Origin of the sequence: Nocardioides glacieisoli, from assembly GCF_004137245.1 — a bacterium.
GTDB lineage: Bacteria > Actinomycetota > Actinomycetes > Propionibacteriales > Nocardioidaceae > Nocardioides > Nocardioides glacieisoli.
The window spans coordinates 305,067-330,943 of sequence record NZ_SDWS01000002.1 but is presented as its reverse complement, the minus strand read 5'-3'; the positions used below and the strand labels follow the sequence as shown (position 1 = coordinate 330,943).

29 protein-coding genes and 1 tRNA gene are annotated in these 25,877 nt (G+C 71.4%); 12 read left to right on the top strand and 18 right to left on the bottom strand.

The genetic code is table 11. From position 1 onward, the window contains the following. The first annotated feature begins 231 nt into the window (after nt 1-231). The 7 genes from EUA06_RS23200 (at nt 232) to EUA06_RS05725 (ending at nt 5,873) form a co-directional block, all read left to right on the top strand. Nucleotides 232-1,515 carry a glycoside hydrolase family 16 protein gene (locus EUA06_RS23200; protein ID WP_129474061.1) on the top strand — a complete coding sequence of 428 codons (1,284 nt, stop codon included), beginning with the start codon at nt 232-234 and terminating at the stop codon, nt 1,513-1,515. Between the two features lie 211 nt (nt 1,516-1,726). Then, on the top strand, nt 1,727-1,981 hold the full coding sequence (locus EUA06_RS05750; protein ID WP_129474060.1) for a hypothetical protein: 255 nt from the start codon (nt 1,727-1,729) through the stop codon (nt 1,979-1,981). Then, nucleotides 1,932-2,426, top strand: a complete 495-nt coding sequence (locus EUA06_RS05745; protein ID WP_129474059.1) for a 2'-5' RNA ligase family protein — start codon at nt 1,932-1,934, stop codon at nt 2,424-2,426. The genes EUA06_RS05750 and EUA06_RS05745 overlap by 50 nt, the downstream gene beginning before the upstream one ends. A 59-nt stretch (nt 2,427-2,485) precedes the next feature. Next, nucleotides 2,486-3,262: an amino acid ABC transporter ATP-binding protein gene (locus tag EUA06_RS05740; protein WP_129474058.1), complete on the top strand. Its 777-nt coding sequence runs from the start codon at nt 2,486-2,488 to the stop codon at nt 3,260-3,262. Nucleotides 3,263-3,319: 57 nt separating this feature from the next. Next, nucleotides 3,320-4,216, top strand: coding sequence for a glutamate ABC transporter substrate-binding protein (locus tag EUA06_RS05735; RefSeq protein WP_129474057.1), 897 nt, complete (start codon nt 3,320-3,322; stop codon nt 4,214-4,216). A gap of 104 nt (nt 4,217-4,320) precedes the next feature. After that, a complete protein-coding gene (locus tag EUA06_RS05730; RefSeq protein WP_129474056.1) occupies nt 4,321-5,016 on the top strand; it encodes an amino acid ABC transporter permease in 696 nt (231 codons plus the stop codon). Then, nucleotides 5,013-5,873: an amino acid ABC transporter permease gene (locus EUA06_RS05725; RefSeq protein WP_129474055.1), complete on the top strand. Its 861-nt coding sequence runs from the start codon at nt 5,013-5,015 to the stop codon at nt 5,871-5,873. Before EUA06_RS05730 ends, EUA06_RS05725 begins: the two co-directional genes overlap by 4 nt. Here the strand turns inward: EUA06_RS05725 and EUA06_RS05720 are convergent, their stop codons facing one another. The 4 genes from EUA06_RS05720 to EUA06_RS05705 are packed head-to-tail and all read right to left on the bottom strand — an operon-like array spanning nt 5,874 to nt 8,135. Next, the gene (locus EUA06_RS05720) at nt 5,874-6,344 is read right to left on the bottom strand and encodes a hotdog fold domain-containing protein (protein ID WP_129474054.1); all 471 of its coding nucleotides are present in this window, start codon (nt 6,342-6,344) and stop codon (nt 5,874-5,876) included. It abuts the gene before it with no gap. A gap of 10 nt (nt 6,345-6,354) precedes the next feature. Beyond that, entirely contained in the window at nt 6,355-6,930 is a 576-nt protein-coding gene (locus tag EUA06_RS05715) for an ATP-binding protein (protein ID WP_129474053.1), read from the bottom strand. 9 nt (nt 6,931-6,939) lie between these two features. Further along, a complete protein-coding gene (locus EUA06_RS05710) occupies nt 6,940-7,332 on the bottom strand; it encodes a VOC family protein (RefSeq protein WP_242497984.1) in 393 nt (130 codons plus the stop codon). Beyond that, nucleotides 7,329-8,135, bottom strand: coding sequence for a trans-aconitate 2-methyltransferase (locus EUA06_RS05705; protein WP_129474052.1), 807 nt, complete (start codon nt 8,133-8,135; stop codon nt 7,329-7,331). Before EUA06_RS05705 ends, EUA06_RS05710 begins: the two co-directional genes overlap by 4 nt. 212 nt (nt 8,136-8,347) lie before the next feature. Between EUA06_RS05705 and EUA06_RS05700 the strand changes: the two genes are divergently transcribed. After that, nucleotides 8,348-8,833 carry a MarR family winged helix-turn-helix transcriptional regulator gene (locus EUA06_RS05700; RefSeq protein ID WP_129474051.1) on the top strand — a complete coding sequence of 162 codons (486 nt, stop codon included), beginning with the start codon at nt 8,348-8,350 and terminating at the stop codon, nt 8,831-8,833. A gap of 3 nt (nt 8,834-8,836) precedes the next feature. Here the strand turns inward: EUA06_RS05700 and EUA06_RS05695 are convergent, their stop codons facing one another. The 9 genes from EUA06_RS05695 to EUA06_RS05655 all read right to left on the bottom strand — a co-directional run bounded on the left by EUA06_RS05695 (nt 8,837) and on the right by EUA06_RS05655 (nt 19,722). Next, complete coding sequence (locus EUA06_RS05695; protein ID WP_129474050.1) at nt 8,837-10,627, bottom strand: ABC-F family ATP-binding cassette domain-containing protein; 1,791 nt, start codon at nt 10,625-10,627, stop codon at nt 8,837-8,839. 206 nt (nt 10,628-10,833) lie between these two features. Further along, nucleotides 10,834-12,381 (bottom strand): flotillin family protein, encoded by a 1,548-nt coding sequence (locus tag EUA06_RS05690; protein ID WP_129474049.1) that lies wholly within the window; start codon nt 12,379-12,381, stop codon nt 10,834-10,836. 49 nt (nt 12,382-12,430) lie between these two features. Further along, nucleotides 12,431-12,928 carry a hypothetical protein gene (locus tag EUA06_RS05685; protein WP_129474048.1) on the bottom strand — a complete coding sequence of 166 codons (498 nt, stop codon included), beginning with the start codon at nt 12,926-12,928 and terminating at the stop codon, nt 12,431-12,433. 77 nt (nt 12,929-13,005) lie between these two features. Next, the gene (locus EUA06_RS05680) at nt 13,006-13,905 is read right to left on the bottom strand and encodes a 4-(cytidine 5'-diphospho)-2-C-methyl-D-erythritol kinase (protein ID WP_129474047.1); all 900 of its coding nucleotides are present in this window, start codon (nt 13,903-13,905) and stop codon (nt 13,006-13,008) included. Then, nucleotides 13,902-14,777 carry a 16S rRNA (adenine(1518)-N(6)/adenine(1519)-N(6))-dimethyltransferase RsmA gene (gene rsmA / locus EUA06_RS05675; protein WP_129474046.1) on the bottom strand — a complete coding sequence of 292 codons (876 nt, stop codon included), beginning with the start codon at nt 14,775-14,777 and terminating at the stop codon, nt 13,902-13,904. The genes EUA06_RS05680 and rsmA overlap by 4 nt, the downstream gene beginning before the upstream one ends. 70 nt (nt 14,778-14,847) lie before the next feature. Beyond that, nucleotides 14,848-15,978 (bottom strand): resuscitation-promoting factor, encoded by a 1,131-nt coding sequence (locus tag EUA06_RS23195; protein WP_277985656.1) that lies wholly within the window; start codon nt 15,976-15,978, stop codon nt 14,848-14,850. Between the two features lie 252 nt (nt 15,979-16,230). Then, nucleotides 16,231-17,136 (bottom strand): TatD family hydrolase, encoded by a 906-nt coding sequence (locus tag EUA06_RS05665; protein WP_129474045.1) that lies wholly within the window; start codon nt 17,134-17,136, stop codon nt 16,231-16,233. Continuing rightward, nucleotides 17,123-17,953, bottom strand: coding sequence for a 16S rRNA (cytidine(1402)-2'-O)-methyltransferase (gene rsmI / locus EUA06_RS05660; protein WP_129474044.1), 831 nt, complete (start codon nt 17,951-17,953; stop codon nt 17,123-17,125). The genes EUA06_RS05665 and rsmI overlap by 14 nt, the downstream gene beginning before the upstream one ends. 8 nt (nt 17,954-17,961) lie before the next feature. Then, nucleotides 17,962-19,722 (bottom strand): PKD domain-containing protein, encoded by a 1,761-nt coding sequence (locus EUA06_RS05655; RefSeq protein WP_129474043.1) that lies wholly within the window; start codon nt 19,720-19,722, stop codon nt 17,962-17,964. A 122-nt stretch (nt 19,723-19,844) separates the two neighbouring features. Between EUA06_RS05655 and EUA06_RS05650 the strand changes: the two genes are divergently transcribed. Both EUA06_RS05650 and EUA06_RS05645 read left to right on the top strand, forming a co-directional pair. After that, the gene (locus tag EUA06_RS05650) at nt 19,845-21,416 is read left to right on the top strand and encodes a dolichyl-phosphate-mannose--protein mannosyltransferase (protein WP_129474042.1); all 1,572 of its coding nucleotides are present in this window, start codon (nt 19,845-19,847) and stop codon (nt 21,414-21,416) included. A 175-nt stretch (nt 21,417-21,591) separates the two neighbouring features. After that, nucleotides 21,592-21,813 (top strand): hypothetical protein, encoded by a 222-nt coding sequence (locus EUA06_RS05645; RefSeq protein ID WP_129474041.1) that lies wholly within the window; start codon nt 21,592-21,594, stop codon nt 21,811-21,813. A gap of 85 nt (nt 21,814-21,898) precedes the next feature. Here the strand turns inward: EUA06_RS05645 and EUA06_RS05640 are convergent, their stop codons facing one another. Beyond that, on the bottom strand, nt 21,899-22,510 hold the full coding sequence (locus EUA06_RS05640) for a hypothetical protein (protein ID WP_129474040.1): 612 nt from the start codon (nt 22,508-22,510) through the stop codon (nt 21,899-21,901). 58 nt (nt 22,511-22,568) lie between these two features. On the opposite strand from EUA06_RS05640, the gene EUA06_RS05635 reads away from it, so the two are divergent. Next, nucleotides 22,569-23,381 (top strand): SDR family oxidoreductase, encoded by an 813-nt coding sequence (locus EUA06_RS05635; protein WP_129474039.1) that lies wholly within the window; start codon nt 22,569-22,571, stop codon nt 23,379-23,381. A 1-nt stretch (nt 23,382) separates the two neighbouring features. Here the strand turns inward: EUA06_RS05635 and EUA06_RS05630 are convergent, their stop codons facing one another. After that, entirely contained in the window at nt 23,383-23,568 is a 186-nt protein-coding gene (locus EUA06_RS05630) for a hypothetical protein (protein WP_129474038.1), read from the bottom strand. Between the two features lie 276 nt (nt 23,569-23,844). Between EUA06_RS05630 and EUA06_RS05625 the strand changes: the two genes are divergently transcribed. Then, nucleotides 23,845-24,036 (top strand): hypothetical protein, encoded by a 192-nt coding sequence (locus EUA06_RS05625; protein ID WP_129474037.1) that lies wholly within the window; start codon nt 23,845-23,847, stop codon nt 24,034-24,036. Between the two features lie 63 nt (nt 24,037-24,099). On the opposite strand, the gene EUA06_RS05620 is transcribed toward EUA06_RS05625, so the two are convergent. The 3 genes from EUA06_RS05620 to EUA06_RS05610 form a co-directional block, all read right to left on the bottom strand. Beyond that, a tRNA-Ala gene (locus EUA06_RS05620) sits at nt 24,100-24,175 on the bottom strand. Between the two features lie 125 nt (nt 24,176-24,300). Next, a complete protein-coding gene (gene sepX / locus EUA06_RS05615) occupies nt 24,301-25,200 on the bottom strand; it encodes a divisome protein SepX/GlpR (protein WP_129474036.1) in 900 nt (299 codons plus the stop codon). A 60-nt stretch (nt 25,201-25,260) separates the two neighbouring features. Then, nucleotides 25,261-25,872, bottom strand: coding sequence for a GNAT family N-acetyltransferase (locus EUA06_RS05610; protein WP_129474035.1), 612 nt, complete (start codon nt 25,870-25,872; stop codon nt 25,261-25,263). Nucleotides 25,873-25,877: the final 5 nt, after the last annotated feature.

Sequence of the window (25,877 nt, the reverse complement as noted above, 5' to 3'; positions counted from 1 at the left end):
AGGGACGCGCTCCCACCGCGTGGTGGGCCCAGGCCGTCGAGATGGGTCGTCCGGAGACATCCGCATGGCCCGTTGTGACTAGACGACGTAGTCCATCGAGGGCGAACATCAAGATTCCTCGGATTTCGCTGTTACTTCGACACAAGGTTCCTACTGCGATCAACAAATACCCCACAACACGCGTAGATCGCGCCCGCTCCCCCACCACGGATCCAGCACAGGAGACACGCCGTGAGCATCCTCGAGGTCTTCTCGTCCGCAGACGCCCGCGTGCACCTGAGGGTCCGGCGTGCCGCACGCGGGGCACTGGGCGTGCTTGTCACCATCCTGTTGCTGTCGATCGGTCTCGGGCGGGCGGATGCGGTCGAGCACCGCCCACGGGTGGCACGCCAGGTCGAGGTCCGCGGAACGCTCGCCTCCCTGCCGCCGATCGTCCAGCCCGGGACGTCCCCCGCGGCGCCGTCCGAGAAGGGCGCGCTGGTCGCCACCTTCACCCCGGCCTCGCCCGGCCAGCGGGTGACCCTCGAGCGGCAGACCCGCAACGGCTGGCGGACCGTCGCCACCACCGTCGAGGACGCCTGGGGCTCGGCAGCCTTCGCCCCCAGCGCCGGCACCTACCGTGCGCGCACCACCTCCGACGGCCGCACGTGGGTCACCGGCCGCGTCACCACCTCCCGCTGGGAGCCGAGCTTCGAGGACACGTTCTCCGGCACCGCTCTGGACACGTCGGTCTGGAACGACCAGAAGCGTGAGCACGAGAGCGTCTACGCGCCCCGCACCTGCGCCCGCGTCGACCCCAGCGCGCGTCGCGTGAGCAACGGCGTGCTGCGCCTCGGCGTCGCCCTCGACCCGGCGCTCGCAGGCACCCCGTGCAGCTACACGTCCACCCGCGCCGCCGGAACCGTCTCGGGAACGAGCCCCTACCTCCTCAACAGCCAGGTGGCGACGGAGCACACCCGCTTCTTCCAGCACGGCATCGTCGCCGCACGCATCAAGCCGCAGCGCGCGAAGGGCATGCACTCGGGCTTCTGGATGCTGCCCAACGGCACGACGTACGCCGACGGCCAACCTGCCGCGGGGACCGAGATCGACGTGATGGAGTTCTTCGGCGAGAACGGCCGGGGCACGGAGACCATCAGCTCGAGCATCCACTACTACCAGGGCGGCTGGAACAAGGTCAGCCTCGGTGACCCCGTCCCGGCCGCCCGGCGTGTGCTGGCCAGGAAGAACGACTGGTGGGACGAGTTCCACGTGTTCTCCGTCGAGTGGACCCCCACCGAGTACGTCTTCCGCGTCGACGGTCGGGAGTACTACCGCGAGGCCGAGGCGGTGTCGCAGGCGCAGCAGTACCTCGTCCTGTCGAACCTCACCTCGGACTACGAGCTCGCCGAGCTGACGGCCGACGAGATGGCCGACACCGCCCAGGTCGACTGGGTGCGGGTGTTCGACGCCTCCTCGACCGCAGCGTCGCGTGCCACCCACGGCCGCCGCGTCGCCCGCCGCACAGGTCGCTGACCAGACCGCTGGCCAGATCTCCGGGAGCGCCGTCGTAACTTCTCCACATTCTCCACGTTAGATCAACAGGAAGGTAACAAACGGTTCGCTCTACCCGCTCGGGAGGTCCAGTGCGCACCCCGTCCGTCGTCACGCTCGCCTGTCTCGCAGCATTCCTCGTCGCGCGGCCGCGCACGGGCAGCCTGGTTGGCGTCGTCGGATCGGGCACGTCATGAGCTCCGATGAACCCCACGTCTACTCGGTCGAGTGGACCGCGTGGGAGCGGGTGTTCGGCGTCGACGGCAAGGAGCACCACCGCGAGCGCAGGGGCGTGGTGCTCCCCCGGCAGCGCATCGTCCGCTCCGTGCTCACCTGCGACTACGAGGTGGTCGAGGTCGCCGAGCGGCTCGTGCTCGCTCCCGATCTAGGCTCACCGCATGCCGCGACTGCACGCGATCGAGCTGCTGCCGGACGACGCCGGCTGTGACGTCGTACGTCGTGACTGGCAGGCCCTGAGCGACGCGGGACTTCCCTCCCAGCTGGACCACCGCGGCACCACCAACAGCCCGCACGCCACGGTGGTCGCCGCACCATCGCTGGGCGCCGACGACGAGCAGCGGGCGCGTGAGCTCGTCGCGCCGCTGCTGCCCGTGGAGGTCGGGACTGGCGGCATCGCGCTCCTCGGCGGGGCCAAGGTCTCGCTGGTCCGCCTGCTCGACGTGCCCGACGAGCTCGTCCGGGCCGTGCTCGACCTGCGCTCCGGCCTCGCGGTGCAGCACGCCGGCTGGCTGCCGCACGTCACCCTGGCCCGTCGCGTCAGGCGGGTCGACGTACCCGCAGCCCTGGAGGTCCTCGGCCACGACGACGCCATGCTCACCCTGACCACGCTGCGGCGGTGGGATCCCGAGGCGGGAATCGTCACCACTCTGTGATGGTCAGTCCGGGCCATGTGTGATGGCCCGAACGGGCCACCTGCCGATAGGTTGCGCCTATGACCGCGCAGGAGACCGTCCCTGTCAGCGCCGGCAAGGGCGAGCCGCTCGTCGTGCTGAGCGACGTGCAGAAGCACTTCGGCCAGCTCCACGCCCTCAAGGACATCGACCTCACCGTCACGCGCGGCGAGGTCGTCGTGGTCATCGGTCCGTCGGGATCGGGCAAGTCGACCCTGTGCCGCACGATCAACCGTCTCGAGACGATCGACGAGGGCACGATCACCCTCGACGGCCAGCCGCTGCCGCAGGAGGGCAAGGCCCTCGCCGCACTGCGGGCCGAGGTCGGGATGGTCTTCCAGAGCTTCAACCTCTTCGCCCACAAGACGATCCTCGAGAACGTCACCCTCGGTCCGATCAAGGTCCGCGGGATGAAGAAGGAGACGGCGGAGAAGAAGGCACGCGAGCTCCTCGACCGCGTCGGCGTCGGCCATCAGGCCGAGAAGTACCCCGCCCAGCTCTCCGGCGGCCAGCAGCAGCGCGTGGCGATCGCCCGCGCGCTGGCGATGGAGCCGAAGGTGATGCTCTTCGACGAGCCGACCTCGGCCCTCGACCCGGAGATGATCAAGGAGGTCCTCGACGTCATGGTCGACCTCGCCCAGCAGGGCATGACGATGGTCGTCGTCACCCACGAGATGGGGTTCGCCCGCACCGCGGCCGACCGCGTGATCTTCATGGCGGACGGCGCCATCGTCGAGGAGAACACCCCCGAGGAGTTCTTCACCAACCCGTCCTCGGATCGCGCCAAGGACTTCCTCGGCAAGATCCTCAAGCACTGATCCATCCAAACCCAACGGGGGCCGAAGACACTTCGGCTCGGGACAGAAGGAGAAGCAATGCGATTCACCAGGACCAAGGCGGCACTGGCCGTCACGGCCCTCGCGTTCTCACTGGCTGCATGCGGTGACGCGGGCGAGGAAGGCGGCGAGGGCGCGGCCGCCCCCGAGGCCGCCAGCGACTGCGACGGCAAGTTCGAGGAGGGCTCGCGCATGGCCGAGCTCGCCGAGGCCGGTGCGATCAACGTGGGCGTGCGCTTCGACCAGCCCGGTCTGGGCTTCAAGGGCGGCACCGACGAGCTGCCCTCCGGCTTCGACGTCTCGATCGCCAAGCTGCTCGTGGCCGACCTCTGCATCGACCCCGACGACACGGACGCGGTGAACTACGAGGAGACCATCTCCGACAACCGCGAGCCCTACCTCGAGACGGGCCGCGTCGACCTGGTCGCCGCGTCGTACTCCATCACCGACGAGCGCCGCGAGATCGTCGGCCAGGCCGGTCCCTACTTCCTGACCGGTCAGCAGGTCCTCGTGCCCGCCGACAGCGACGTCGAGTCGATCGAGGACCTCAAGGGCGAGGAGGTGTGCTCCGCGTCGGGTTCGACGTCGCTGGAGAACGTCACCGCCGCCGGCGCCGTCGGCGTCCCGGCCGACACCTACAGCATCTGCGCCGAGCAGGTCGCCGACGGCTCCGTGCCGGCCATGTCGACCGACGGCTCGATCCTGCTGGGCCTCGCCGCCCAGTACGACGGTGAGCTGAAGGTCGTCGGCGAGGAGTTCTCCGAGGAGCGCATCGGCATCGGCTACAGCCCCGACGCCCCCGAGATGTGCCAGTGGATCACCGACGTGCTCCAGGAGTCGTACGACAACGGCGACTGGGAGGCCGCGTTCGAGGAGACCCTCGGCGCGTCGGGCAGCGAGACGCCGGACCCGCCGGAGCTCGACTCCTGCGAGTGATCGTGACGGACCTGCCGGGGCGGCCCATGGCCGCCCCGGTGGGCCCGACGGTCCCGAACCCACCGCGCTGACCGCGCCGCCCGACACGTCATGAGAGGAGCCGCATGGACGCCATCACCGACAACTACCAGCTGATCGTCATCAGCTTCGCCACCACGATCCTGTTGTTCGTCTTCGCCTCCATCGGCTCGCTCCTGCTCGGCACGCTGCTGGTCGCCATGCGCGTCGGACCGATCGCGGTGATGCGCCGTGCGGCGGCCACCTACGTGGTGCTCGTGCGCAACACGCCGCTGCTGCTGATCCTGCTGTTCTTCTCGATCGCGGCGCCCAAGATCGGCATCAACTTCCAGTTCGTCCGCATCATCATCCCCACCGGTTGGGGTGACATCCGGATGACCAACGCCTTCGCGGGCGCCGTCGTCGGCCTCACCCTCTACACCGCCACCTTCGTCTGCGAGGCGCTGCGCTCGGGCGTCAACGCCGTGCCGATCGGCCAGGCCGAGGCGGCCCGCGCCATCGGTCTCCCGTTCTCCGGGGTGATGCGCAACGTCGTGCTCCCCCAGGCCATCCGCGCCGGGCTCCCGCCCCTGGCCAGCACCCAGATCGCGCTGCTCAAGAACACGACGGTCGCGCTGAGCGTGCTGGTGCTCGAGGCGGCGTACGCCCTCAAGCAGCTGCTCGACGCCAACCCCGGTGACCGCTGGTGGCTGCTCGCGGTCTTCGCCGGCATCTTCGTGGTGCTCGTCGAGCTGGTCTCGCTGATCAGCAACCGCTTCGAGCGCAAGTGGAGGATCGCATGAATCAGAGCGTCCTCTTCGACGCCCCCGGGCCGAAGACCATCCAGCGCCACCGCATCTACACCGTGGTGACGCTGGCCGTCCTCCTGGCCGCGGTGGGCCTTGTCGCGTTCCGGCTCAACGAGCGCGGCCAGTTCGCCGGTGACAAGTGGGAGGTCTTCGTGACCCCCGCCTACGTCGAGTTCATCCTCGGTGGCCTCGTCGACACCCTCCAGATGGCCGGCGCCGCGATCGTCGGCGCGATGGTCCTGGGCCTCGTGCTGGGCATCGGCAAGATCTCCGACCACCAGATCATCCGGGGGCCCAGCTGGGCGATCGTGGAGTTCTTCCGCGCGGTGCCCGTGCTGATGCTGATGATCTTCTTCTTCTCCATCTACGGCATCTACAACGGCACGACCGGACCGTTCTGGTGCGTGGTGTGGGCCCTGACGCTCTACAACGGGGCCGTGCTGGCCGAGGTGTTCCGCGCCGGGCTGCTCGCCGTCCCGAAGGGCCAGTCCGAGGCGGCGTACGCCATCGGCATGCGCAAGAGCCAGGTGATCTGGATCGTGCTGCTGCCTCAGGCGGTCAAGATCATGATCCCGGCGATCATCAGCCAGTGCGTGGTGACGCTGAAGGACACCAGCCTCGGCTACGCCATCGCCGCCCCCGGCCTGACCGCTGTCGCGCGGCCGATCTACCTCGAGTTCCAGAACCACGTGCCGGTCTACCTCGTGATCGCCGCGGTCTACATCGTGGTCAACCTGCTCCTCACCGCGATCGCCACCTGGGTCCAGAAGCGCTTCGTGGGCGAGAAGAAGGTGCTCCAGGTGGCGGCGGTGGGAGAGCAGTCGGCCCAGCCCGGTCCGATCACCAACTGATCAGCGCTTCGCGGACACGTAGAGGGTGATGGTGCCCTCGACCACCACGGTCCCGTCGGCGCGGACACCGCGCACGCGGACCGGGAGGTCGTACCCCTCACCGATCTCCTGCGTCCACTGCTCCGGGTCGGTCTCGGCGATGCAGGTGACGTCGGAGTCGGCCTTGGCCGTGTAGGCGACCTCCATGCCCTTGGGGATCCAGCGGCGGTCGCGGGGGATCGTCGCCTCGGCGAGCGCGCCCATCGCGGCCTCGAGGCCGTTGCACAGCGCGATCGCGTGGACCGTGCCGATGTGGTTGTGCACCCGCCGGCGCTTGGTGATCACCAGCTCGGCGCGATCGGGCTCGAGCATGGTGAACCGCGGTCGGATGGTGGCGAAGTAGGGCGCCTTCTGGCTGAAGGCGAGCGAGAAGATCCTCGTGCCCAGGGGCAGCGCGGAGGTCTTCTTCCAGAGGTCCAGGACGGCAGGCATGCCGCGTACGTTACCCGTCGGTAACGAGCCACGCGAGGATGCGGTCAGCCGTCTCGTCCGCCGAGAGCTCGGTGTTGTCGATGGCGAGGTGCGGCCACCGTGCGAGCAGCCGCTCCCCCGGTGCGTCCCGCCCGGGCTCGGCGGTCATCCGGTAGTCGGCCTCCAGCTCGCGCACGTTGTTGTCCGACCAGTCGACGTCGCGCTTGGACTTCTTCTCCGCGAGCCGGTGCTCGGTGCGGTTGCGCACCAACCGGGTGTCGAGGTCGGCGACCAGCTCGACGACGGCGACGTGGCCGTCGTACGGCTCCACCAGCCGCTCGAGGTAGTCGGCCTCGGCCTGCTCGTCCATCCCCATCACGAACGTGAAGACGAGGTCCGTGCCTGCGGTCGCGGCCTCCTCGAGCAGGCGCCGGCGGAATTCGGTGTTGAGGGTCCTGAAGGGCGGTGTGCCGTAGTCGAAGACGTCGAGCAGCAGCTCGATCGTGTGGTGGTTGTGGAAGAGCTTGTAGTCCGACCGCTTGGCCACCGCCCGCCCGACCGTCATCTTGCCCACAGCGGGAGGTCCGAGGATCAGCAGCAGGTGCATGCGGCGATGCTAGGCAGAGACCGCGAGGACCTCGACCTGATTTCCGTGGGCGTCGGAGGTGTGGAACCGGACGTGCCCGGGGAAGGTGCCGCGCTGGCTCTCGTCGACCTCGAAGCCGAGGTCCCGCAGTCGGGCGGCCACCTCGTCGAAGGCGCCGAGGTCGTCCAGGACGAAGGCCGGGTGCGCCTTTCGGGCCGGCGCGAACGGGTCCTCGACGCCCACGTGCAGCTCGGCAGCGACGGCACCCGCGTCGTCGTACGCCCGGAACCAGCACCCGCCGCGGGCCACGAGGTCGACGGGCTTGTCGACCTCCGTCATCCCGAGCCCGTCGGCGTAGAACCGGCGCGCGGCGTCCTCGCCACCGGGCGGGCAGGCGACCTGCACGTGGTGGAGCCGCATCATGCGCTCACCGGCTGCGCGAGCGGCTTGCGCGCCACGACGAAGATCCGGCGGAACGGCAGGATCACGCGGCCGGAGGAGTCTGCCGGGTAGGCCTCGCGCAGCAGCGCACGGAACTCCTCCTCGAACAGCGGACGCAGGTCGTCGGGCAGCGCCTGGAGCGTCGGGCGCGCGCCGGTGCCGGAGACCCAGTCGAAGACCGGGTCGGGCCCGGAGAGCACGTGAAGGTACGTCGTCTCCCACGCGTCGACCTCGCAGCCGAGGTCCAGCAGGAGGCGGGCGTAGTCGTCGGGGCCGTGGCTCGTCGGCACCCGGGCACCGCGGGTGTGCTCGGCGTACGGCTCGCGGGCGGCGAGCTCGGTGCGGGTGGTGTGGCTCGGCTCGTCGAAGTTGCCGGGGACCTGGAAGGCGAACCAGCCGCCGGGTGCGACCCGGTCGATGAGGCCGGGCAGGAGGTCGAGGTGCTCGGGCAGCCACTGGAGGGTGGCGTTGGAGACCAGCACGTCGACCGGCGCGCGGAGTGCCAGCGGATCGGGCGTCGCCCAGTCGCGCAGGTCGGCGACCTCCCACCGGATGCCGTCGATCTGTGCCGCGGCCGCGATCATCTCGGGGCTGCTGTCGATGCCGGTGACCTGCGCACCGCGCCACCGGTCGGCGAGGAGCGATGTCAGGTTGCCGGGGCCGCAGCCGAGGTCGACCACGACCTTCGGCGCCTCGGCAGGCACCCGGGCGAGCAGGTCGACGAACGGCCTCCCGCGCTCGTCGGCGTACGCCAGGTAGCGGTCGGGGTCCCAGGTGTGGCTCATGTGGTGCTCCTCCTCAGGCTGGTGTCCACACCCCCGGACGGTAGTCCGCTGCAAATAGCTGGTGAAGAGGCTTCGACCACCGGCCTTTTGCTGCGGACTACCCGTCGATGGGGACGGGAATGTGTCTTGATGTCGAGATAACTCACCCTCCGTCACATCTCTCTCGATGTCAAGATTCTCGACCGAAGCGGTCGTCTGGCAGGATGGCCGGCATGCGGGACGAGGTGGACGACCTGGTCGAGGCCTGGGGGCGCGAACGCGGCGACCTCGACCTCGCGCCCGTCGAGGTCTTCTCGCGGATCAGCCGGCTGGCCCGCCACCTCGACCTCGCCCGGCGCGATGCATTCACCGCGCACGGCATCGAGTCGTGGGAGTTCGACGTGCTCGCCGCACTGCGCCGGGCCGGGTCGCCGTACGAGCTCTCCCCCGGTCGCCTGCTCCGCGAGACCCTCGTGACCAGCGGCACCATGACCAACCGGGTCGACCGGCTCGCCGCGCGCGGCCTCGTCGAGCGCCTGCCGGACCCGAAGGACCGCCGCGGCGTGCTGGTGCGGCTCACGGTCGAGGGCAAGGCGGCCGTCGACGGTGCGTTCGAGGCCCTCCTCGCGGCCGAGGCCGACCTGCTCGCCGACCTGCCGGACAAGCAGCGCACCCAGCTGGCCGGCCTGCTGCGCTCGCTGCTCGCGCCCTTCAGCTGAGCCCTACTCGACGGCCTCGGACGCCTCGAGCCACTCCATCTCGAGCTCGTCCTTCTCGGCGGCGAGCTCGCCGAGCTGGTTGCCGACGCGGGCGAGCAGGTCGTAGTCGCTGAGGTTCGCCTCCATCTCGGCGTGGAGCTCCGCCTCGCGGGCGGCGATCCGCTCGAGCTGCTTCTCCACGCGGGCCAGCACCTTGCGGGTGGCGCGGTCCTCGGCCGACCCGGCGCGCGCCTTGGTGGGGGGTGGCGGCACATTGCCATCGGACGGCGTCGAGACCTGCGATGTGCCGCCACCCACGGCGGCCGAGGCAGCGCGTCGTTCGAGGTACTCGTCCACCCCGCGCGGGAGCATCGACACCTGTCCGTCGCCGAGCAGCGCCCAGACGGAGTCGGTGACCCGCTCGAGGAAGTAGCGGTCGTGCGAGACCACGATGAGCGTGCCGGGCCAGCCGTCGAGGAAGTCCTCGAGGACGTTGAGGGTGTCGATGTCGAGGTCGTTGGTCGGCTCGTCGAGCAGCAGCACATTGGGCTCGGTGAGCAGCAGCTTGAGCAGCTGGAAGCGTCGCCGCTCGCCACCGGACAGGTCGCCGAGCCGCGCGGTCAGCCGGTCTCCGGTGAAGCCGAAGCGCTCGAGCATCGACGTCGCGGTGATCTCCTGGCCGTCGAGCGTCTTCGTCACGCGTCGGATCGCCTCGACCGTCGGCAGCACGCGGCCCTCCGGGTCGACGTCGTCGAGCGCCTGCGTGAGGTGCTGCATCGCGATCGTCCGGCCGTGCTTGACCCGCCCGACATCGGGCGGCAGCGCACCGGAGATCAGCGACAGCAGCGAGGTCTTGCCCGCTCCATTGACGCCGACGATCCCGATGCGGTCGCCCGGGCCGATCCGCCAGGTGGCGTGGTCGAGCAGCACCTTGTCGCCGCGTGCGAGGTCGACGTCCTCGATGTCGACGACGTCCTTGCCGAGCCGCTGGCTGGCGAAGCGCTGGAGCTCCATCCGGTCGCGCGGTGGCGGTACGTCGTCGATGAGGGCGTTGGCCGCGTCGATGCGGAACTTCGGCTTCGACGTACGCGCCGGCGGGCCGCGTCGCAGCCAGGCGAGCTCCTTGCGGGCGAGGTTGGCCCGGCGCGTCTCCGAGGCGGCGGCCTGGCGTGAGCGCTCGGCCTTCGCGAGCACGAACGCGGCGTAACCGCCCTCGTAGGAGTCGACCGCGCCGTCGTGCACCTCCCACGTCGTCTGGCAGACCTCGTCGAGGAACCACCGGTCGTGGGTCACCACGATCAGCGCGCTCGGCAGGCTGATGAGGTGGGCGGCGAGCCACGCGACGGCCTCGACGTCGAGGTGGTTGGTCGGCTCGTCGAGGACGATCAGGTCGTGGCGCGAGAGCAGCAGCGCGGCCAGCGCGCAGCGTCGGCGTTCGCCGCCCGACAGCCCGACGACGGCCCGGTCGAGGGTGACGCCCGCGAGCAGCTCCTCGACGACCTGCCGGGTCGTCGCGTCGGCCGCCCACTCATGGTCCTCGCGACCACCGAGCACCGCCTCGCGGACGCTGTGGCTGTCGACGAGCTCGTCGCCCTGGTGGAGGAAGCCGATCTCGACGCCACGGGTGCGCGAGACACGGCCCGCGTCGGGCTGCTCGATCCCGGTCATCACCTCGAGCAGCGTGGTCTTGCCGTCGCCGTTGCGGCCGACGACGCCGACCCGCTCCCCCACGGAGATGCCGAGGGAGACGTCGTCGAGCAGCGGCCGGACGCCGTAGGACTTCGAGACGCGCTCGAGGTTGATGAGGTTCGCCATGTCGGAGCCGATCCTCTCAGGCGGCACCATCTGGGCGTGCTTCGGCGTACGACTCACCGGACGGGCGGTGGTCCACCCACAATCTGCTCGCGGCGAATGTGGCTGGACCACCGCTCATCAGCGTGTCGGCGCACGCCACACCAGGGGGCGGTGGTCGACCCACATTCTGCGCGCCGCGAATGTGGGTGGACCACCGCTCGGCGGGATCAGCTGAGCGGCGGCTGGTCCTGCGAGGAGGCCGGCGCGCCGGCCTCGAGGGTCGGCGTGGCCACCGCGGAGGTGGTGCCGTACTTCTGGATGAGCGACTCGATGTCGAGGCCCGTCGTCGTCTTCAGCAGCTCCATGGTCTGGACGAGGTTGTTGCTCACCTGCCGCGGGAGCTCGCCGGCGCCGTCGGTCGAGATCACCGTGAGCTTGTCGATGCCGGCCATCGGCCGGGCGAGCTCGGCGGCCACCTTGGGCATCACCTCGATGAGCATCTGCAGGACCGCGGCCTCGTTGTAGCCGGCGAAGGCCTCGGCCTTCTTCTCCATCGCCTCGGCCTCGGCCTGGCCTGCAGCCAGGATGGCGGCACCCTGCGCCTCACCCTCGGCTCGCAGGGCGTCCGCCTCGGCGACGCGGCGGGCCTTCTCCGCCTCACCGCGCTTGGCGCCCTCGATGGCCTCGGCCTCCGCGAGCGCCGAGCGGCGGGACTTCTCGCCCTCACCGGTCAGCCGGGCCTTCTCGGCATCCGCCTCGGCGGCAGCGATCGACGCGGCCTTCTTGGCCTCGGCCTCGAGGATCTGGGAGTTGCGGCGACCCTGCGCCTCGGTCTCCACGCGGTAGCGCTCGGCGTCGGCCGGCTTGCGGACCTCGGTGTCGAGCTCGCGCTCCTTGAGCGCGGCCTGCCGCACGGCCACCTTCTCCTGCTCGAGGAGGATCGCCTGGTCGCGGTCGGCCTGCGCGAGCGGGCCGGCGGCGGAGGCCTGCGCGTTGGCGGCGTCGGTCTCGGCCTTGATCTCGGCGCTCTTCAGCGCGAGAGCGCGCTGGGTGATCGCGATCTCCTGCTCCGCCGCGATGCGCGCCTGCTCCGCCGCCTGGCGGGCGTTGGCCTCGGCGATGGAGGCGAGCTGGTTGAGCTTGGCGGCCTCGGGCCGGCCGAGGTCGGCGAGGTAGGAGCCGTCGTCGGTGATGTCCTGGATCTGGAACGTGTCGAGCACCAGCCCCTGACCGGTCAGCGAGGACTCGGACTCCTCGGCCACCCGCTGGGCGAAAGCGGCACGGTCTCGGATGATCTGCTCGACCGACATCGAGCCGACGATCGAGCGGAGCGCACCGGCGAGGACCTCCTGGGTGAACGTCTCGATCTCGGCCTGCTGGCTGAGGAAGCGCTGGCCGGCGGCGCGGATCGAGTCCTCGTTGCCGCCCACCTTGACCAGGGCCACGCCATCGAGGTTGAGCTTGATGCCCTGTCCCGACACCGCGCCGCGGATCTGCACGGAGATGCGCCGCGAGGACAGGTCGAGCGTCGCGAGCCGCTGCACGAACGGGATGACGAACACGCCGCCGCCCATGACGACCTTCTGGCCGGACAGGTCGGTGGAGATCTCGCCCGTCTCCGGGTTGCGTACCTCCCCCTTGCCCTTGCGTCCGGTGATGATGAACGACTCGTTGGGGCCGGCCACCTTGTAGCGGGTCACCACCAGCAGCGCGAGCAGCACCAGGAGGACGCCGAGGCCGATCACGGCGACGACGACGGCGGACAGTCCGAACATGGGCAGGGCTCCTCAGGCGAGATGGGCGAGATGGCGTACGACGGGTGGGTCAGGGCAGGAACAGGGGCTCGACGTGGACGGCGGTGGGCGAGATGACCGACGTGACGCTCACCTGGGTGCCCGCCGGGACGGCGCCGCTCGAGCGGGCGTTGAGCCGGGTGATGTGGCCACCGACGCTGACCGAGACCACGCCGAAGCCGCCCTCGGGGATCGCGCTGACGACCGAGGCGATCTTCTCGACCATGTCGGACGTGCGGACGGTGTCGGTCTCGCCGGTGCCTCGGAGGAACCGCGACGCCCGGGCCGCCGCCAGGCCCAGCAGGACCCCGAGCACCAGGCCGATGACCACGGCGACAGTGGTCGACCCGGTGACCGACAGCGCGATCGCGCCGCCGAAGCCGAGGGCGCCCAGGAAGCCGGCGAGGGCCTCGGTCGAGAAGAAGCCCGCGCTCAGGCCCTCGAGGGCGCCGTCGAGGACGTCGCCGAGCACCAGTGCGACGAGCAGCAGCAGCACGCCGAGCGCGCCGAGCACCAGGAACACGGTCACGAATGCCTCCCCCGGTCATCTGCGCGACATGCGACGCACACCCTAGCGCCCGTCCGGCCGGTCTGGGGAGGAACGCCTCAGGGCAGGAGGTGCGCTCCCGCGACCGGCCCGGTGGCCGTCAGCACGACCTCGTGACCGGCACCGGCCAGCCCTGTCGCGGTCTCGCGCGCGCCCTCGGCCGAGTCGCAGAGGAAGACGACCGTCGGCCCCGAACCGCTGACGATCCCGCGGAGCGCGCCTTCGGCCTCGCCCAGCGTGATCAGCTCGCCGAGCTCGGGACGCAGGTCGATGGCGGGCTCCTGCAGGTCGTTGTGCAGCGCCCGCGCTAGTCGTACGGGCTCACCGGAGGCCAGCGCCGCCAGCAGTGGCTCGGCCGACGCCGGCACCTCGGGGGCGTCGGGGCGGAGCACGTCGAAGTGGCGGTAGACCGCGGGCGTCGACAGGCCGACGGACGCGGGGACGGCGACCCACCACCACGCGCCGCGGTCGTCGACCGGGGTCACGAGCTCGCCGCGGCCCGCGCCCCGCGCCGTACCGCCCACGAGGGAGAACGGGATGTCGCTGCCGAGCTCGGCGGCCAGCGCCAGCAGGTCGTCATCGGAGGTGTCGAGCGCCCAGAGTCGGTCGCACGCGACGAGCGCGGCCGCGGCGTCGGCCGAGCCGCCGGCCATGCCGCCCGCGACCGGGATGTCCTTGCGGACCTCGAACGTACCCGTGGCACTCCGACCGGCCCGCTCGGCCAGCAGCCGTGCTGCTCGCAGCACGATGTTGTCGGGCCCGTCCGGTACGTCGTCGGCCTCGATGTGGTCCGCGACGCGGGTCGTCAGGGTGAGGTCGGCGGCGTCCGCCAGCGACAGGTCGTCGTGGATCCCGATCGCCTGGTAGACGGTGTCGAGCGGGTGGAAGCCGTCGTCGCGGACCCGGCCGACGCCGAGGTGGAGGTTGATCTTGGCGGCGGCGCGGACGGTGATGCTCATGCGGTCCTCGCGGCCGACAGCCCCTCGGCGATGCGGGCGAAGTCCGCGACCGTGAGCACCTCGCCGCGTGCGGTGGGGTCGACGCCGGCCGACTCGAGGGCCGCCGTAGCCACCTCGGCGGAGCCCGCCAGTCCGCGCAGCGCGGCACGGACCTGCTTGCGGCGCTGGGCGAAGGCGGCGTCGACCACGGCGAAGACCTCCTGGCGGGTGGCCGTGGTGACCGGCGGGTCGCGCCGGGTCCAGGCGACCAACCCGGAGTCGACGTTGGGGGCGGGCCAGAAGACGTTGCGTCCGATCGCACCGGCACGGCGTACGTCGGCGAACCAGGCGGCCTTCACGCTGGGCACGCCGTAGGTCTTCGACCCGGGCCCGGCGGCCAGCCGGTCGGCGACCTCCGCCTGCACCATGACCAGCCCGCGCTCGAGCGACGGCAGCAGCGTGAGCAGGTGGATCAGCACCGGCACGGACACGTTGTAGGGGAGGTTGGCGACGAGCGCGGTGGGGGGCGGACCGGGCACCTCCTCGACGCGCATCGCGTCGGCCAGCACGACCTCGAAGGCATCGACCTGGCCCGGGGCGTACGCCGCGATCGTGTCCGGCAACCGCTCTGCGAGGAGCGGGTCGAGCTCGATCGCGATCACGCGCTTCGCGACCTCGAGCAGGGCCAGGGTGAGCGAGCCGAGACCCGGGCCGACCTCGACGACGACGTCCTGGTCGGTGATGCCCGACTCGCGCACGATGCGGCGCACGGTGTTGGCGTCGATCACGAAGTTCTGACCGCGCTGCTTGGTCGGCCGGAGGTCGAGCTCGGCAGCGAGCGCACGCACCTCGGCCGGCCCGAGGAGCCTCGGGCCGGCCGGAGGGGTACTCATGGTGCGCAAGCGTAGTGGTGGGTCTCGATACGCCGCTCGCTGCGCTCGCAAGCTACTCGACCAGCAACGGTCAGCGGGGCAGTCCGAGCTTGGCCGCGCAGCCGGGCCACGAGCCGTAGCCGCCAGTCGCGTCGCGAAGCCGCGTGGCGACCGCGATCTGGGTCTCGCGGGAGGCCTGGTGCGGGTAGCCGGTGCCGCCGTAGGCACGCCAGGTGTTGACGTTGAACTGGAGGCCGCCGTAGTAGCCGTTGCCGGTGTTGATGGCCCAGTTGCCGCCGGACTCGCACTGCGCCAGGGAGTCCCAGACGGTGCTGCCGCCGGCGAAGCTGGAGGTCACGACCTCCTTGGTGCCGACCCGGACGATCGTCGGGACGGCCTTCACACGCACCTTGGCGTCGACGACCTTGCGGGCGACCATCTCGCCGTTGACGAAGCGGAGGCGGTAGGTCACGTTGCGGACGCCGTCGGAGCCGGCACGCACGACCTCCTCCTCACCCTCGAACAGGGTGGGGTCCTCGCGCTCGATCACGCCGGCGTCGACGACCTCGCGCGCGACCTTCCTCGTCGCGATGCGGATGTCCGTGACGACGACCTTGTCGCCGTCGGCGATCTCGGTGGTCGGCGACGGGGTGACCTTGTCGTGCTTGTCGACCTCGACGCCCATCGACGCGAGCACGTCGGCGACGGTCAGCGCCGCCACCTTCTTCTTGCGCAGGTCCTTCGCGCCGATCTTGATGCGGACGACCTTGGGGGTGACGACCTGGAGGCTGAGGCCCGTGCGGCCGATCGAGGAGCTGCGGCTGGCCGACAGGTCGGCGCCGTCGAAGCGGCGGCCGATCTCGTTCAGCGCGCTGGCGACGTCGGTGGAGCTGACCCAGTACGTCGTGGCGTCGCCGTCGATCGACAGCTCGAGCGGACGGCCGAACTGCACGGCGATGGCCGTGCCGTCGGTGACCGACTCGTTGATCGGCGGAGCGACCACGTCCTTGTCCGAGACGTCGATGCCCTCGGCGGCGAGCACGTCGGCGACGGTGTCGCCGAAGGCGCTGACCTGACGGGTCTGGCCGTCGAGGGTGAGGGTCACGTCCTTGCTGAGTGCGGCGTAGCCGACCGTCGTACCTCCGACGGCTGCCACGACGACGGCGACCAGGGTCGCCAGCACTGTCCTGGACCTGCTGAGCTGCGCGAGACGAGAGCGCACGATTCTCCGAACGTCGTACTCCCCGGGCCTCGGGCGACAGCACCCCCCACGGCCTGCGCTGGGCGTCCTTCCGTGCTGGAAGGAGCCGTACGACGTGCGAGCGGGGGTCTCGCAGGAGCGGCCCGAACCGCTCCTCGTGCTGCCGGAAATCACTCCCGATCCCGGCTGACAATCACAAGACGATAACGACGATGGGCGGTGGCGCAAACTCGAACGGCCAAATCCGGGCGAGATCCGGGTCACGCGGAGCAGCTACCAGGTCCCCCCGAAAGCGGCGTCGGTAGTGGCGTCGATGGCCCGGCAGAGCTCCTCGAGGTCGGCGCCGATCACATCCGCCATCGCCCGCACGGTGAGCGGGACGAGGTAGGAGGCGTTGGGTCGGCCGCGGTAGGGAGTGGGGGTGAGGTAGGGCGCGTCGGTCTCCACCAGGATGCGGTCGAGCGGCGTGATGGCGAGCGCGTCCCGCAGGGGCTGGGCGTTCTTGAAGGTGACGGTCCCCGCGAAGCTGAGGTGTGCGCCGCGGTCGAGGCAGCGACGGGCGAACGCGGCGTCGCCCGAGAAGCAGTGCATCACCCACCGCTCCGGCGCACCCTCCTCGTCGACGATCCGCAGCACGTCGTCGTGGGCGTCGCGGTCGTGGATGACCAGCGTCTTGTCGAGCCGCTTGGCGAGGTCGATGTGGCGGCGGAAGCTCTCCTCCTGCGCTGCCCGACCCTCGTCGCCGGTCCGGAAGGTGTCGAGGCCGGTCTCGCCGACCGCACGCACCTTGTCGTGCGACGCGGCGAGCCGCTCGATCTCCTCCAGCGCGGCCTCGAGGTCACCGGTCGCCGCCAGACGCGGCGCCTCGTTGGGGTGCAGCGCGACCCCGGCGACGAGCGCGTCGTGCTCGGCAGCCGCTGCCACGGCCCACCTGGCGCCCTCGAGGTCGCAGCCGATCTGCACGATGCGCGGCACCCCGACTGCAGCCGCCGCGGCGATGGCGTCCGAGGTGGCGGTCCAGTTGCCGTCGGCGATGTCGAGGTGGCAGTGGTTGTCCACGACCGGGTGGGGCAGCGGCTCCGGCGCGGGCGGGCGCTCGCGGTCGCGGCGGGCGCCGGTCTTCTCCTCGGTCGCGGCGCGGGACCGGTTCGGCCCCTCCCCTGCCTCAGCGGTGGACAACGTCGTACACCTCCCGCTTGGGCAGGCCGGCCCGCTTCGCGACCTCCGCGATCGCCTCCTTGCGGGTCGACCCCGACTCCTCCAGCGCAGCGACCGCGGCCCGCAGCGACCCGGGGTCGGTGTCGACCGCGGGGGCACCGCTCGAGCCCTCGACGACGATCGTCACCTCACCGCGTACGCCGTCCGCAGCCCACGCGACGAGCTCGGCCAGCGGACCGCGGCGCACCTCCTCGTGGGTCTTGGTCAGCTCACGACAGACGGCGGCGGGACGGTCGTCGCCCAACGCGTCGGCCATCGCGGCGAGGGCGGCCTCGGTGCGGTGCGGCGCCTCGAAGAACACCATCGTGCGCTCCTCGGTCGCCAGCGCCGCGAGCCGGCGGCCGCGCTCGCCGGCCTTGCGGGGCAGGAAGCCCTCGAAGCAGAACCGGTCGACGGGCAGACCGCTGACGGCCAGCGCGGTCAGCACCGCGCTGGGCCCGGGGACGGCAGTGACGCGCACGTCGTGCTCGACCGCCGCCGCCACGAGCCGGTAGCCCGGGTCGGACACGCTCGGCATCCCGGCGTCGGTCACGAGGACCACGCGGTCGCCGGCGAGCAGCGCCTCCAGCAGCACGGGCGTGCGGGCCTGCTCATTGCCCTCGAAGTAGGAGACGACGCGGCCGGACAGCGTGATGCCGAGGTCGGCGCAGAGCCGCTTCAGCCGGCGAGTGTCCTCGGCGGCGACCACGTCGGCACCGGACAGCTCCGCCGCGAGCCTCGGGGGTGCGTCGCCGGCCTGGCCGATCGGGGTGCCCGCGAGGACGAGGACGCCAGCCATGCGTCAGATCATCGCAGGCGCACCACGAAGCGCCACCTCCGCGCCGCGCGGTTGCCGGCGGCGTCGGTGGCCACCAGTCGTACGACATGGCGACCCGGTGCCAGCGCCTTTGCGGGCCGCCACCGCACGATCCCGCGCGCCCGGTCCCACCTCACCTTCGTGGCGCGGCGGCCGTCGACGCGGATCACGATGGCCTTCTTCGACACGACCGAGGCGGCGTCCCGGACACGGGCGGTGACGACCGGTCGGGAGGTGCGCACGGTGCGGACCGGACCGACCCGGGAGATCCGGGGCGGGGTGCCGTCAACGACCGGAACGGGCGTCGGGGACGGCGTCGAGGTCGCCGCTGCCCCCACGACCACGGTCACGGCGTCGCTGACGGTCGCGTGACCGGCGTGCTCGCCCGAGGCGTGGGCGACGGTGACCGTCGCGGTGTAGGTGCCGGGCGTGGCGTAGGTGTGGTCGGGGTCGGCGCCCGTCGCCGTCGTGCCGTCACCGAAGGCCCAGGAGTAGGTGAGGTCGGCGGTGCCGGGCGCGAGGTCGGCGCAGCCGATGCGACGGGCGGCGTTGTCGGGGTCGTGCACCACGACCGACACCGCCTGCGGGCCGGCGCGGACGGCCTTGGTGACCTCGACGAGACCGCTCGCACCGCTGGCGTCGGAGGTGAAGAGCGGCCAGATCTCGTTGGGCTCGGCGAAGGGCTGGGTGGTGTCGAGGCGGAAGTGCGCACCGCCGAGCTCGTCGTCGCAGGCCTGCTCGTGCACGTGGACGGACCCGTGCCGGGCAGATGGCTTGGTCCCGGTGACGCTGAGGGTGGTGTGGGTGCGGCCCCGGCTGCGGACCAGCACGGCCTCGCCCGCGATCGACGGGTAGTCGTCGAGGCCGACGGAGTAGGGGTGGACCTCACCGCGGGTGGTGACCTGCGTCGAGAACGCCACCGCGAGCGGCGCCGTGCCCTGCGCCGGCGCGGCGAGGGCGTCGATCGCCGGGAGCGCCCCGTCGGTCGGCGGGTCCGTGCCGGGCCCGCCGGTGCCGGTGACCGTCACCGGGAACTCCTCGACGTGGAGCCCGCCGCGCGAGTCGCTGACGCGGAGGCGGACGACGTACGTCCCGGGCGTCGTGTACTCGACCATGGTGTGGTCGGTGTAGGTCGGCGCCCCGCCCGTGCCGAGCTCCCAGGCGACGACGACCTCGTCGCCGTCGGGGTCGGACGCGTTGGCCGTGGCGTGCACGACGAGCGGCGCCGGGCCGGTCAGCGGCTCGACGACAGGGTCGGCGGTGGGCGGCTGGTTGGTGCTGTCGGCCGGGACGACCACGATCGTCCCCGTCATCAGCGGCCCGTGCAGCGAGCACTCGTAGCGGTAGGTGCCGGGCTGGTCGAAGGTGTAGGTCACCGACGGACCGCCGGCGTCGCGGTACTCCTGGAGGGCCGTCGGCCAGACCGTCTCCCACGGCTGTGACGGCGCGAGCGAGACGAGGTCGTGGCCCTGGGTGGCGCGGTCGAACTGCCACTCGACGGTGTCGCCGACCCTGATCGTGACGACCGAGGTGCCGGTGTCCACCGAGTCCCAGCGGTTGCCGCTGGTGTCGTCGACCGCGTCGACCACCCACGTCCGCGGCGCCTCGGCCGCCGTCGACGTCGTGGCGACCACCCCGACCACACCGACGGCTCCGACCGTCAGGGTCGCGGCGAGGAGCACCAGCGCGAGCGTCGTACGCAGGCGCGTACCAGCTCGAAGACGGACCCGGGGACCGGTCGGGTGGGGCATGGCGGCCTCTCGTCGAACAGCATGTCGAACGCGGTTCGCATCTCTGAACCGCTGTCACGAGTCTAGATGTGACCGCCGCCACGTCAAGGGGTCTGTGGCCGGGTGCTGGTTAGAGTTCCGGCGTGAACCCCACGGCCGCGGAGCGCAACCGCCCGCGCTGGAGGTCCGAGGAGAAGCTCCCGGGATGGGTCGGCGCCATCTGCCTGGCGAGCCTCGCGTTCTTCCTGAGGCGCTGGAACCTCGGCACGCCGCACGCCTTCTCCTTCGACGAGACCTACTACGCCAAGGACGCGTGGTCGCTGCTCAACCACGGCTACGTCCGCGCCTACGTCGAGGACGCCGACAAGACGATCCTCAACGGCAACGTCACCGGCCTGTGGCAGGACACCCCCTCGATGATCGTCCACCCGGAGGTCGGCAAGTGGCTGATCGCGGCCGGGATCAAGGTCTTCGGGATGGACCCGTCGGGCTGGCGGATGGCCTCGGCCGTCATCGGCGCGCTGATGGTCCTGCTCATGTGCCGCTTCGTGCGGCGCGTCACCGGTTCGACCGTGCTCGGCCTGGTCGCCGGACTGCTGCTCTCGATCGACGGCCTCCAGCTCGTGCTGTCGCGGCTGGCCCTGCTCGACATCTTCCTCGCGTTCTTCATCCTCTGCGGCGTGCACTGCGTGGTCGCGGACCGCCAGTGGCTGCGCGACCGGCTGGCCGAGGGCGGCACCCGCGTGCTGTGGCGTCCCTGGCTGCTCCTCGGCGGCGTCGCCTTCGGGCTGGCGTGCGGCACCAAGTGGTCGGCGGCCTACACGCTGGCGGTCTTCGGGCTCCTGGTGTGGCTGTGGAGCGCCGGCGCCCGGCGGGCCTTCGGCCAGCGTCGACCGCTGCTCCGCTCGATCGTCCTCGACGGCGTCCCGGCGTTCCTCGCGCTCGTCGGGGTCGGGCTGGTCACCTACGTCGCGACCTGGACCGGCTGGCTGATGCACGCCGACGCCTACGAGGCGGCCTACAGCAACACGCAGTACACGACCTACGGCGGCGGCACGCAGTGGCCGACCGCGACGGAGGAGGACGCGGACGGGTTCGGGGAGGTCACCCAGTCGCTGCGCTCGCTGTGGTCGTACCACCAGGACGTCTACACGTTCCACAGCCACTTCCTCAACGACTCGACCCACATCTATGCCAGCAAGCCGTCGACCTGGCTCGTGATGGGCCGGCCGGTCGGGGTGGACGCGCAGACCGACATCCAGCCGGGCGCCCAGGGCTGCGACGCGTCCAGCGGCTCGACGTGCATCCGGCAGATCCTGCTCCTCGGCAACCCGGTGATCTGGTGGGGCGGCTGCCTGGCGATGGTCGCCTCGCTGCTGCTGTGGATCGGCGCGCGCGACTGGCGTCACGGCGTCGCCGTGCTCGGGCTGGCCAGCACCTGGCTGCCGTGGTTCCTCTACGACGACCGGCCGATCTTCTTCTTCTACGCGATCACCAGCCTGCCCTTCCTGGTGCTGTCCGTGGCGCTCGCGATGGGCCACCTGATCGGGACGTCCGACGTGCCGACCCCACGACGTACGTTCGGGGTCGTCGTCGCCGGCAGCTACACCGTGCTCGCCCTGGTCGGCTTCGCGTGGTTCTGGCCGATCTGGACCGACGTGCTCCTCACCAAGTCCGAGTGGGACGCCCGGATCTGGTTCCAGCGCTGGATCTGACGCCGCCACGGCCCGGGCCGAGTGGGCCAGACCGGGCTACCGAAACCGGCTGAAACGTCCGAGAATCCATCAAGAAGTCCCGCAGTTCCGCCAACGCCGTGGTGGCGCCGACGGGAGCGACGGACGATGGAGACGCTCGCTCACGCGCGGGTCTTGTCGCCAGGGAGGGCGCGCCATGGAATCCACGTTCATCCACGTCTGTCTGAAGACGGCCGGCGCCCCCACCGAGGACGGCCACGAGGTGGGCGAGCGCTGGGTGTGCTCGTGCGGCGACAACTTCGTCTACCGCGAGGGCTTCAACCGCGGCGGCTATCCCGAGGTCGGGTGGTGGCCCGCTCCGGCGATCCCCCAGCCCCGGAGCTCGGGCATCCGCCTCTTCGGCCCGCGCAAGGGCTGACCGCCCGCCGGTCCACCCGGCGCCACGATCTCCGACGACCCCGCCCGATCCAGCCCGGGCGGGGTCGTCGCGTTCCCGGATGGCGTCACCACGAGCCGGGGAACCGTGACGAGCCGGCGATCGACAGCAGTGACACCGCGATCGCCACGGCGACCGAGATGAGGAGCGCCTCGCCGAGGTGCCGGCGCCGTGGCACGAGCAGCAGGGCGAGGCCCGCGAGCAGCGCGAGGAGCGGGACCACCCAGAACGGGATCACGCTGGCCGCCAGCACTGCGACGAAGGCGAGCACACCGCCGCCGAGCGCCGCCTGCACCAGGGGCACGGGACGCGAGCCGCGCGGCAGGCCGACCTCCGTCACCGCGCCGGCCATCGGCAGCTGGTCGGGCGCGAGCGCGCGCAGGAGGAGCGTCACCGTGGCCGCGTCGGTCACCACGACGACGTCGCGGAAGCGGTCCTCCACGGCATGGCGGCGGACCAGCTGGTCGAGGTGGTGTCCGCGGTCGACGTCGGGGAACCGGACCGGCGCGAGCAGCACGTCCGGCACCGGCTCGACGCCGAGACCGGTGACGACGCGCTTCGCCTCGACGGTCGGGGCCGTGAGGACGACGACGTCGGACCCCAGCGACTTCCGCAGCCGCGCGACCTCGTCGGGGCCCGCCTGGGCGCCCACCACGAAGATCCGCTGGTAGTCCGTCACGCCCCAGACGCTAGCGGTGGCCCGGGGTGGGTTGATCAACGTGCCCTAGCCTCACGGCATGAGCACCCGCGGTGGAGCCGTCGTCACCGGAGCCGGTCGCGGTCTGGGACGGCTCATCGCCGGCCTCCTCGTCGAGCGCGGACACGACGTCCTGGTGACCGACCTCGACGGCGAGGCCGCCGCAGCCGTGGCCGCCGAGCTCGGACCGCGTGCCAGCGCCCGCGCGCTCGACGTACGCGACGAGGTGGCGGTCGCGGCGGCCCGCGACGAGCTCGTCGAGCGGGCAGGTCGGCTCGAGGTCTGGGTCAACAACGCCGGCGTCCTCGTCACCGGGCCCGCGTGGGAGCAGGACCCACAGTCCCGGCGGCTGATGCTCGAGGTCAACGCGCTCGGCACGATCAACGGCACCGTCAGCGCGATCACGGCGATGCGCACCCACGGCGGCCACGTCGTCAACATCGTCTCCCTCGCAGGACTGGCGCCGGTGCCCGGCGAGGCGGTGTACGCCGCCTCGAAGCATGCCGCGATCGGCTTCTCCCTCAGCACCATCGCCGACCTGCGGCTCGCGGGGGTCAGGAACATCGACGTGTCGTGCATCTGCCCCGACGGGATCTGGACGCCGATGCTGCACGACAAGCTCGACGACCCCGGCGCCGCGCTGTCCTTCTCGGGCAGGCTCATGCAGCCCGAGGAGGTCGTCGCGGCGGTCGGCCGGGTGCTCGACAAGCCCCGACCCGTCACCACGCTCCCCCGCTCGCGCGGGGTGCAGGCACGGCTGGCAGCACTCGCCCCGCGGGTCGCCGTGGCCGCCGCGCCCCTCGTGGTGGCGCGCGGTCGGCGTACGCAGAAGAGGATGCTGCGGGACCGCTGAGCTAGTTGTCCCGCGACTCCAAGAAGCGCGTCACGAGCTGCCACACGCCGATCACGGCGATGACCACGCCGCCGAACGCCAGCACCTCGGCGACCGTCTGGGTCGCGGGCTCGGCCGAACGTCGCAGGACGAGACCACCCGCCAGGATCAGCAGTCCCACCAGTACAGCCACCAGCGCCCGAGTCACGGGACCAACGATACGTCGGCTGAGTGCACCGGTGTGCACCCAGACGGGATCTTGACACCCGGGCCTAGCATCGACAGCACCCGCTACACCTCGAGTGCGCGAGCCGGCTTCCGGCCCCAGGTTGCTACGGCCGCGCAGGGTCCGGCCGGCGCGTGACCCGGCCCACTCAGGGCCGGCGCGTCGTGAGGTGACGCCTGCGTGCCGCATGGAGGTCGGGCGACCGGGTACGAACCAGAGCGCCGCATCTCGGCGCGGCCAACTGAAGGAGGACAACCAGTGCCCGACGACGAGCTCGGCGACAGCATCCGGCACGGCGACGAGACCCGCGAGCACCCGACGACGAACCAGCCGTTGAACGCTCCCAGGCCGAGGCCGACGTGGAAGCCCTTGCTCTACCTGGTCCTCTTCGTCGCAGCACTCGTGATCTTCTACCTGTTCGGGCTCGCCGTCCTCGTGCCCTCCGACTGACACCGGCCGCTGGACGCAGAACCGCCCGCCACCTGTCTTCGCAGGTGGCGGGCGGTTCCTTGCTGGTGGAGCTGAGGGGATTCGAACCCCTGACCTTCTCATTGCGAACGAGACGCGCTACCAACTGCGCCACAGCCCCATGCGCCTCACGGCGCGACGCCAAGATACACGAGCAGATGGGGCCGTTCCGAATCGGCCCGGGTCAGTGCGTCATGGAGATCACCGGTGCGAACCGGGGATTCTCATGACGCACGGAGGAGGGCCTCAGGCGCCGCTGGCGCGGCGGTCGTCGTCGGCGTCGCGAGCGGTCTTGGCGGACTTCTCGGCGGAGCGGGCGAGGGCGGAGTCCTCGTCGTTGCGGCCGCTCGACCAGACGCCGGTGGAGTCGAGGTCGATCGTCGAGACCGTACGACGCTGGGCGGCGGACTTGCTGACGTAGGTCGGGAGCGTCGTGGGGACCATGTCCCAGCCACCCGGGACGGGCGCGGCGATGACGGCGGGCGCCTCGACGGGCGCGTCCTCGCTGGGCGCGACCGGAGCGGCCGGGCTGCGGGGCTGCGGCGGCGTCACGGGCATCTCGCCGGTCAGGTCGAGGTCGTCATCCTCGATGAGCGGCGGGTAGCCGATCTCGATGGCGGCGCGGGCGTCGCGCTGGCGACGCTCGGCGCGGACCGAGACACGGCAGGCGACCAGCCACGCGAGGAGGACGCCGGCCGGGATCGCGACCCACGGCCAGGTGATGACGGCAGCGGCCGCCAGTCCGATGACGACGGCGTTGGCGAGAGCGATGAGCGCGAGCACGTTGCGGCGGCGCTTGGCGGCGCGGCGGGCGGAGGCGCGCTCGGTCGCGGGCGGCGTACGACGCGCACTCACCGACGTCGTGACCTCCCGGCGCACCTCGGTGGTGACGGCGGCGACGGGCTCGACCGGCGCGTGCGCCTTGGTCTCGACCGGCGGCCGGAGGCGGGCGCGGATGGGCGCGACGACCAGGCGGGCGTTGCGACGGTCGACCGGCTCGCGCCGCGCGAGGATGCGCATGGTGTGCGAGAACTTCTCGACCGACCGGCTGCGGACCACCTCGTCGTGGTGCTTGAGGGCCTTGGGGATCAGGTAGACGGCCCACGCCACGGCAAGGGCGACGAAGATGAGAGCGCTCAGGTCCACGCTCGCAGCGTAGGAGCGCGGGACGCGAGCGGGGCGGATGTCAAGTGGTGTGTCGCAGAACTACTGGTGTGACTGGTGTGTTTCCAGCCGCGCGGCGATCCCCTCAGGGCACTCCTCCACCGTGACCGCGAAGACCCGGTGGTCGCGCCAGGCGCCGTCGATGTGGAGGAAGCGCGGCGCGTAGCCGACCTGCTCGAGGCCGAGCTTCTCGACGACGCGCAGCGAGTTGGTGTTCTCCGGGCGTACGCAGATCTCGATCCGGTGCAGGCCCACCGGGCCGAAGCAGTGGTCGATCGCCATCGCGACGGCGCGCGGCGCGACACCGCGACCGGCGACGTCCATCGACAGCCAGTAGCCGATGGAGGCCCACTGGGCCGAGCCGCGCGACACGTTGCTCACGGTCACCTGCCCGACGAAGCGGCCGCCGACCTCGACGACGAACGGAAGGCACTGTCCTTGCTTGGCCTGGTGGAGCAGGGAGCGCACGACCATCTTGTACGACGACGGGCGCGGGCTGGCGCCGGGCGGGACCGTGGCGTCCCACGGGCGGAGCCAGTCGTGGTTGCGGGCGCGCACCGCCTGCCACTCGTCGGCGTCCGACCTCCGCAGCGACCGCAGCACCACGCCGTACGACTCGAGTCGCGCGGGCCAGCCGGGCGCTGAGCCGCCCATCGTGT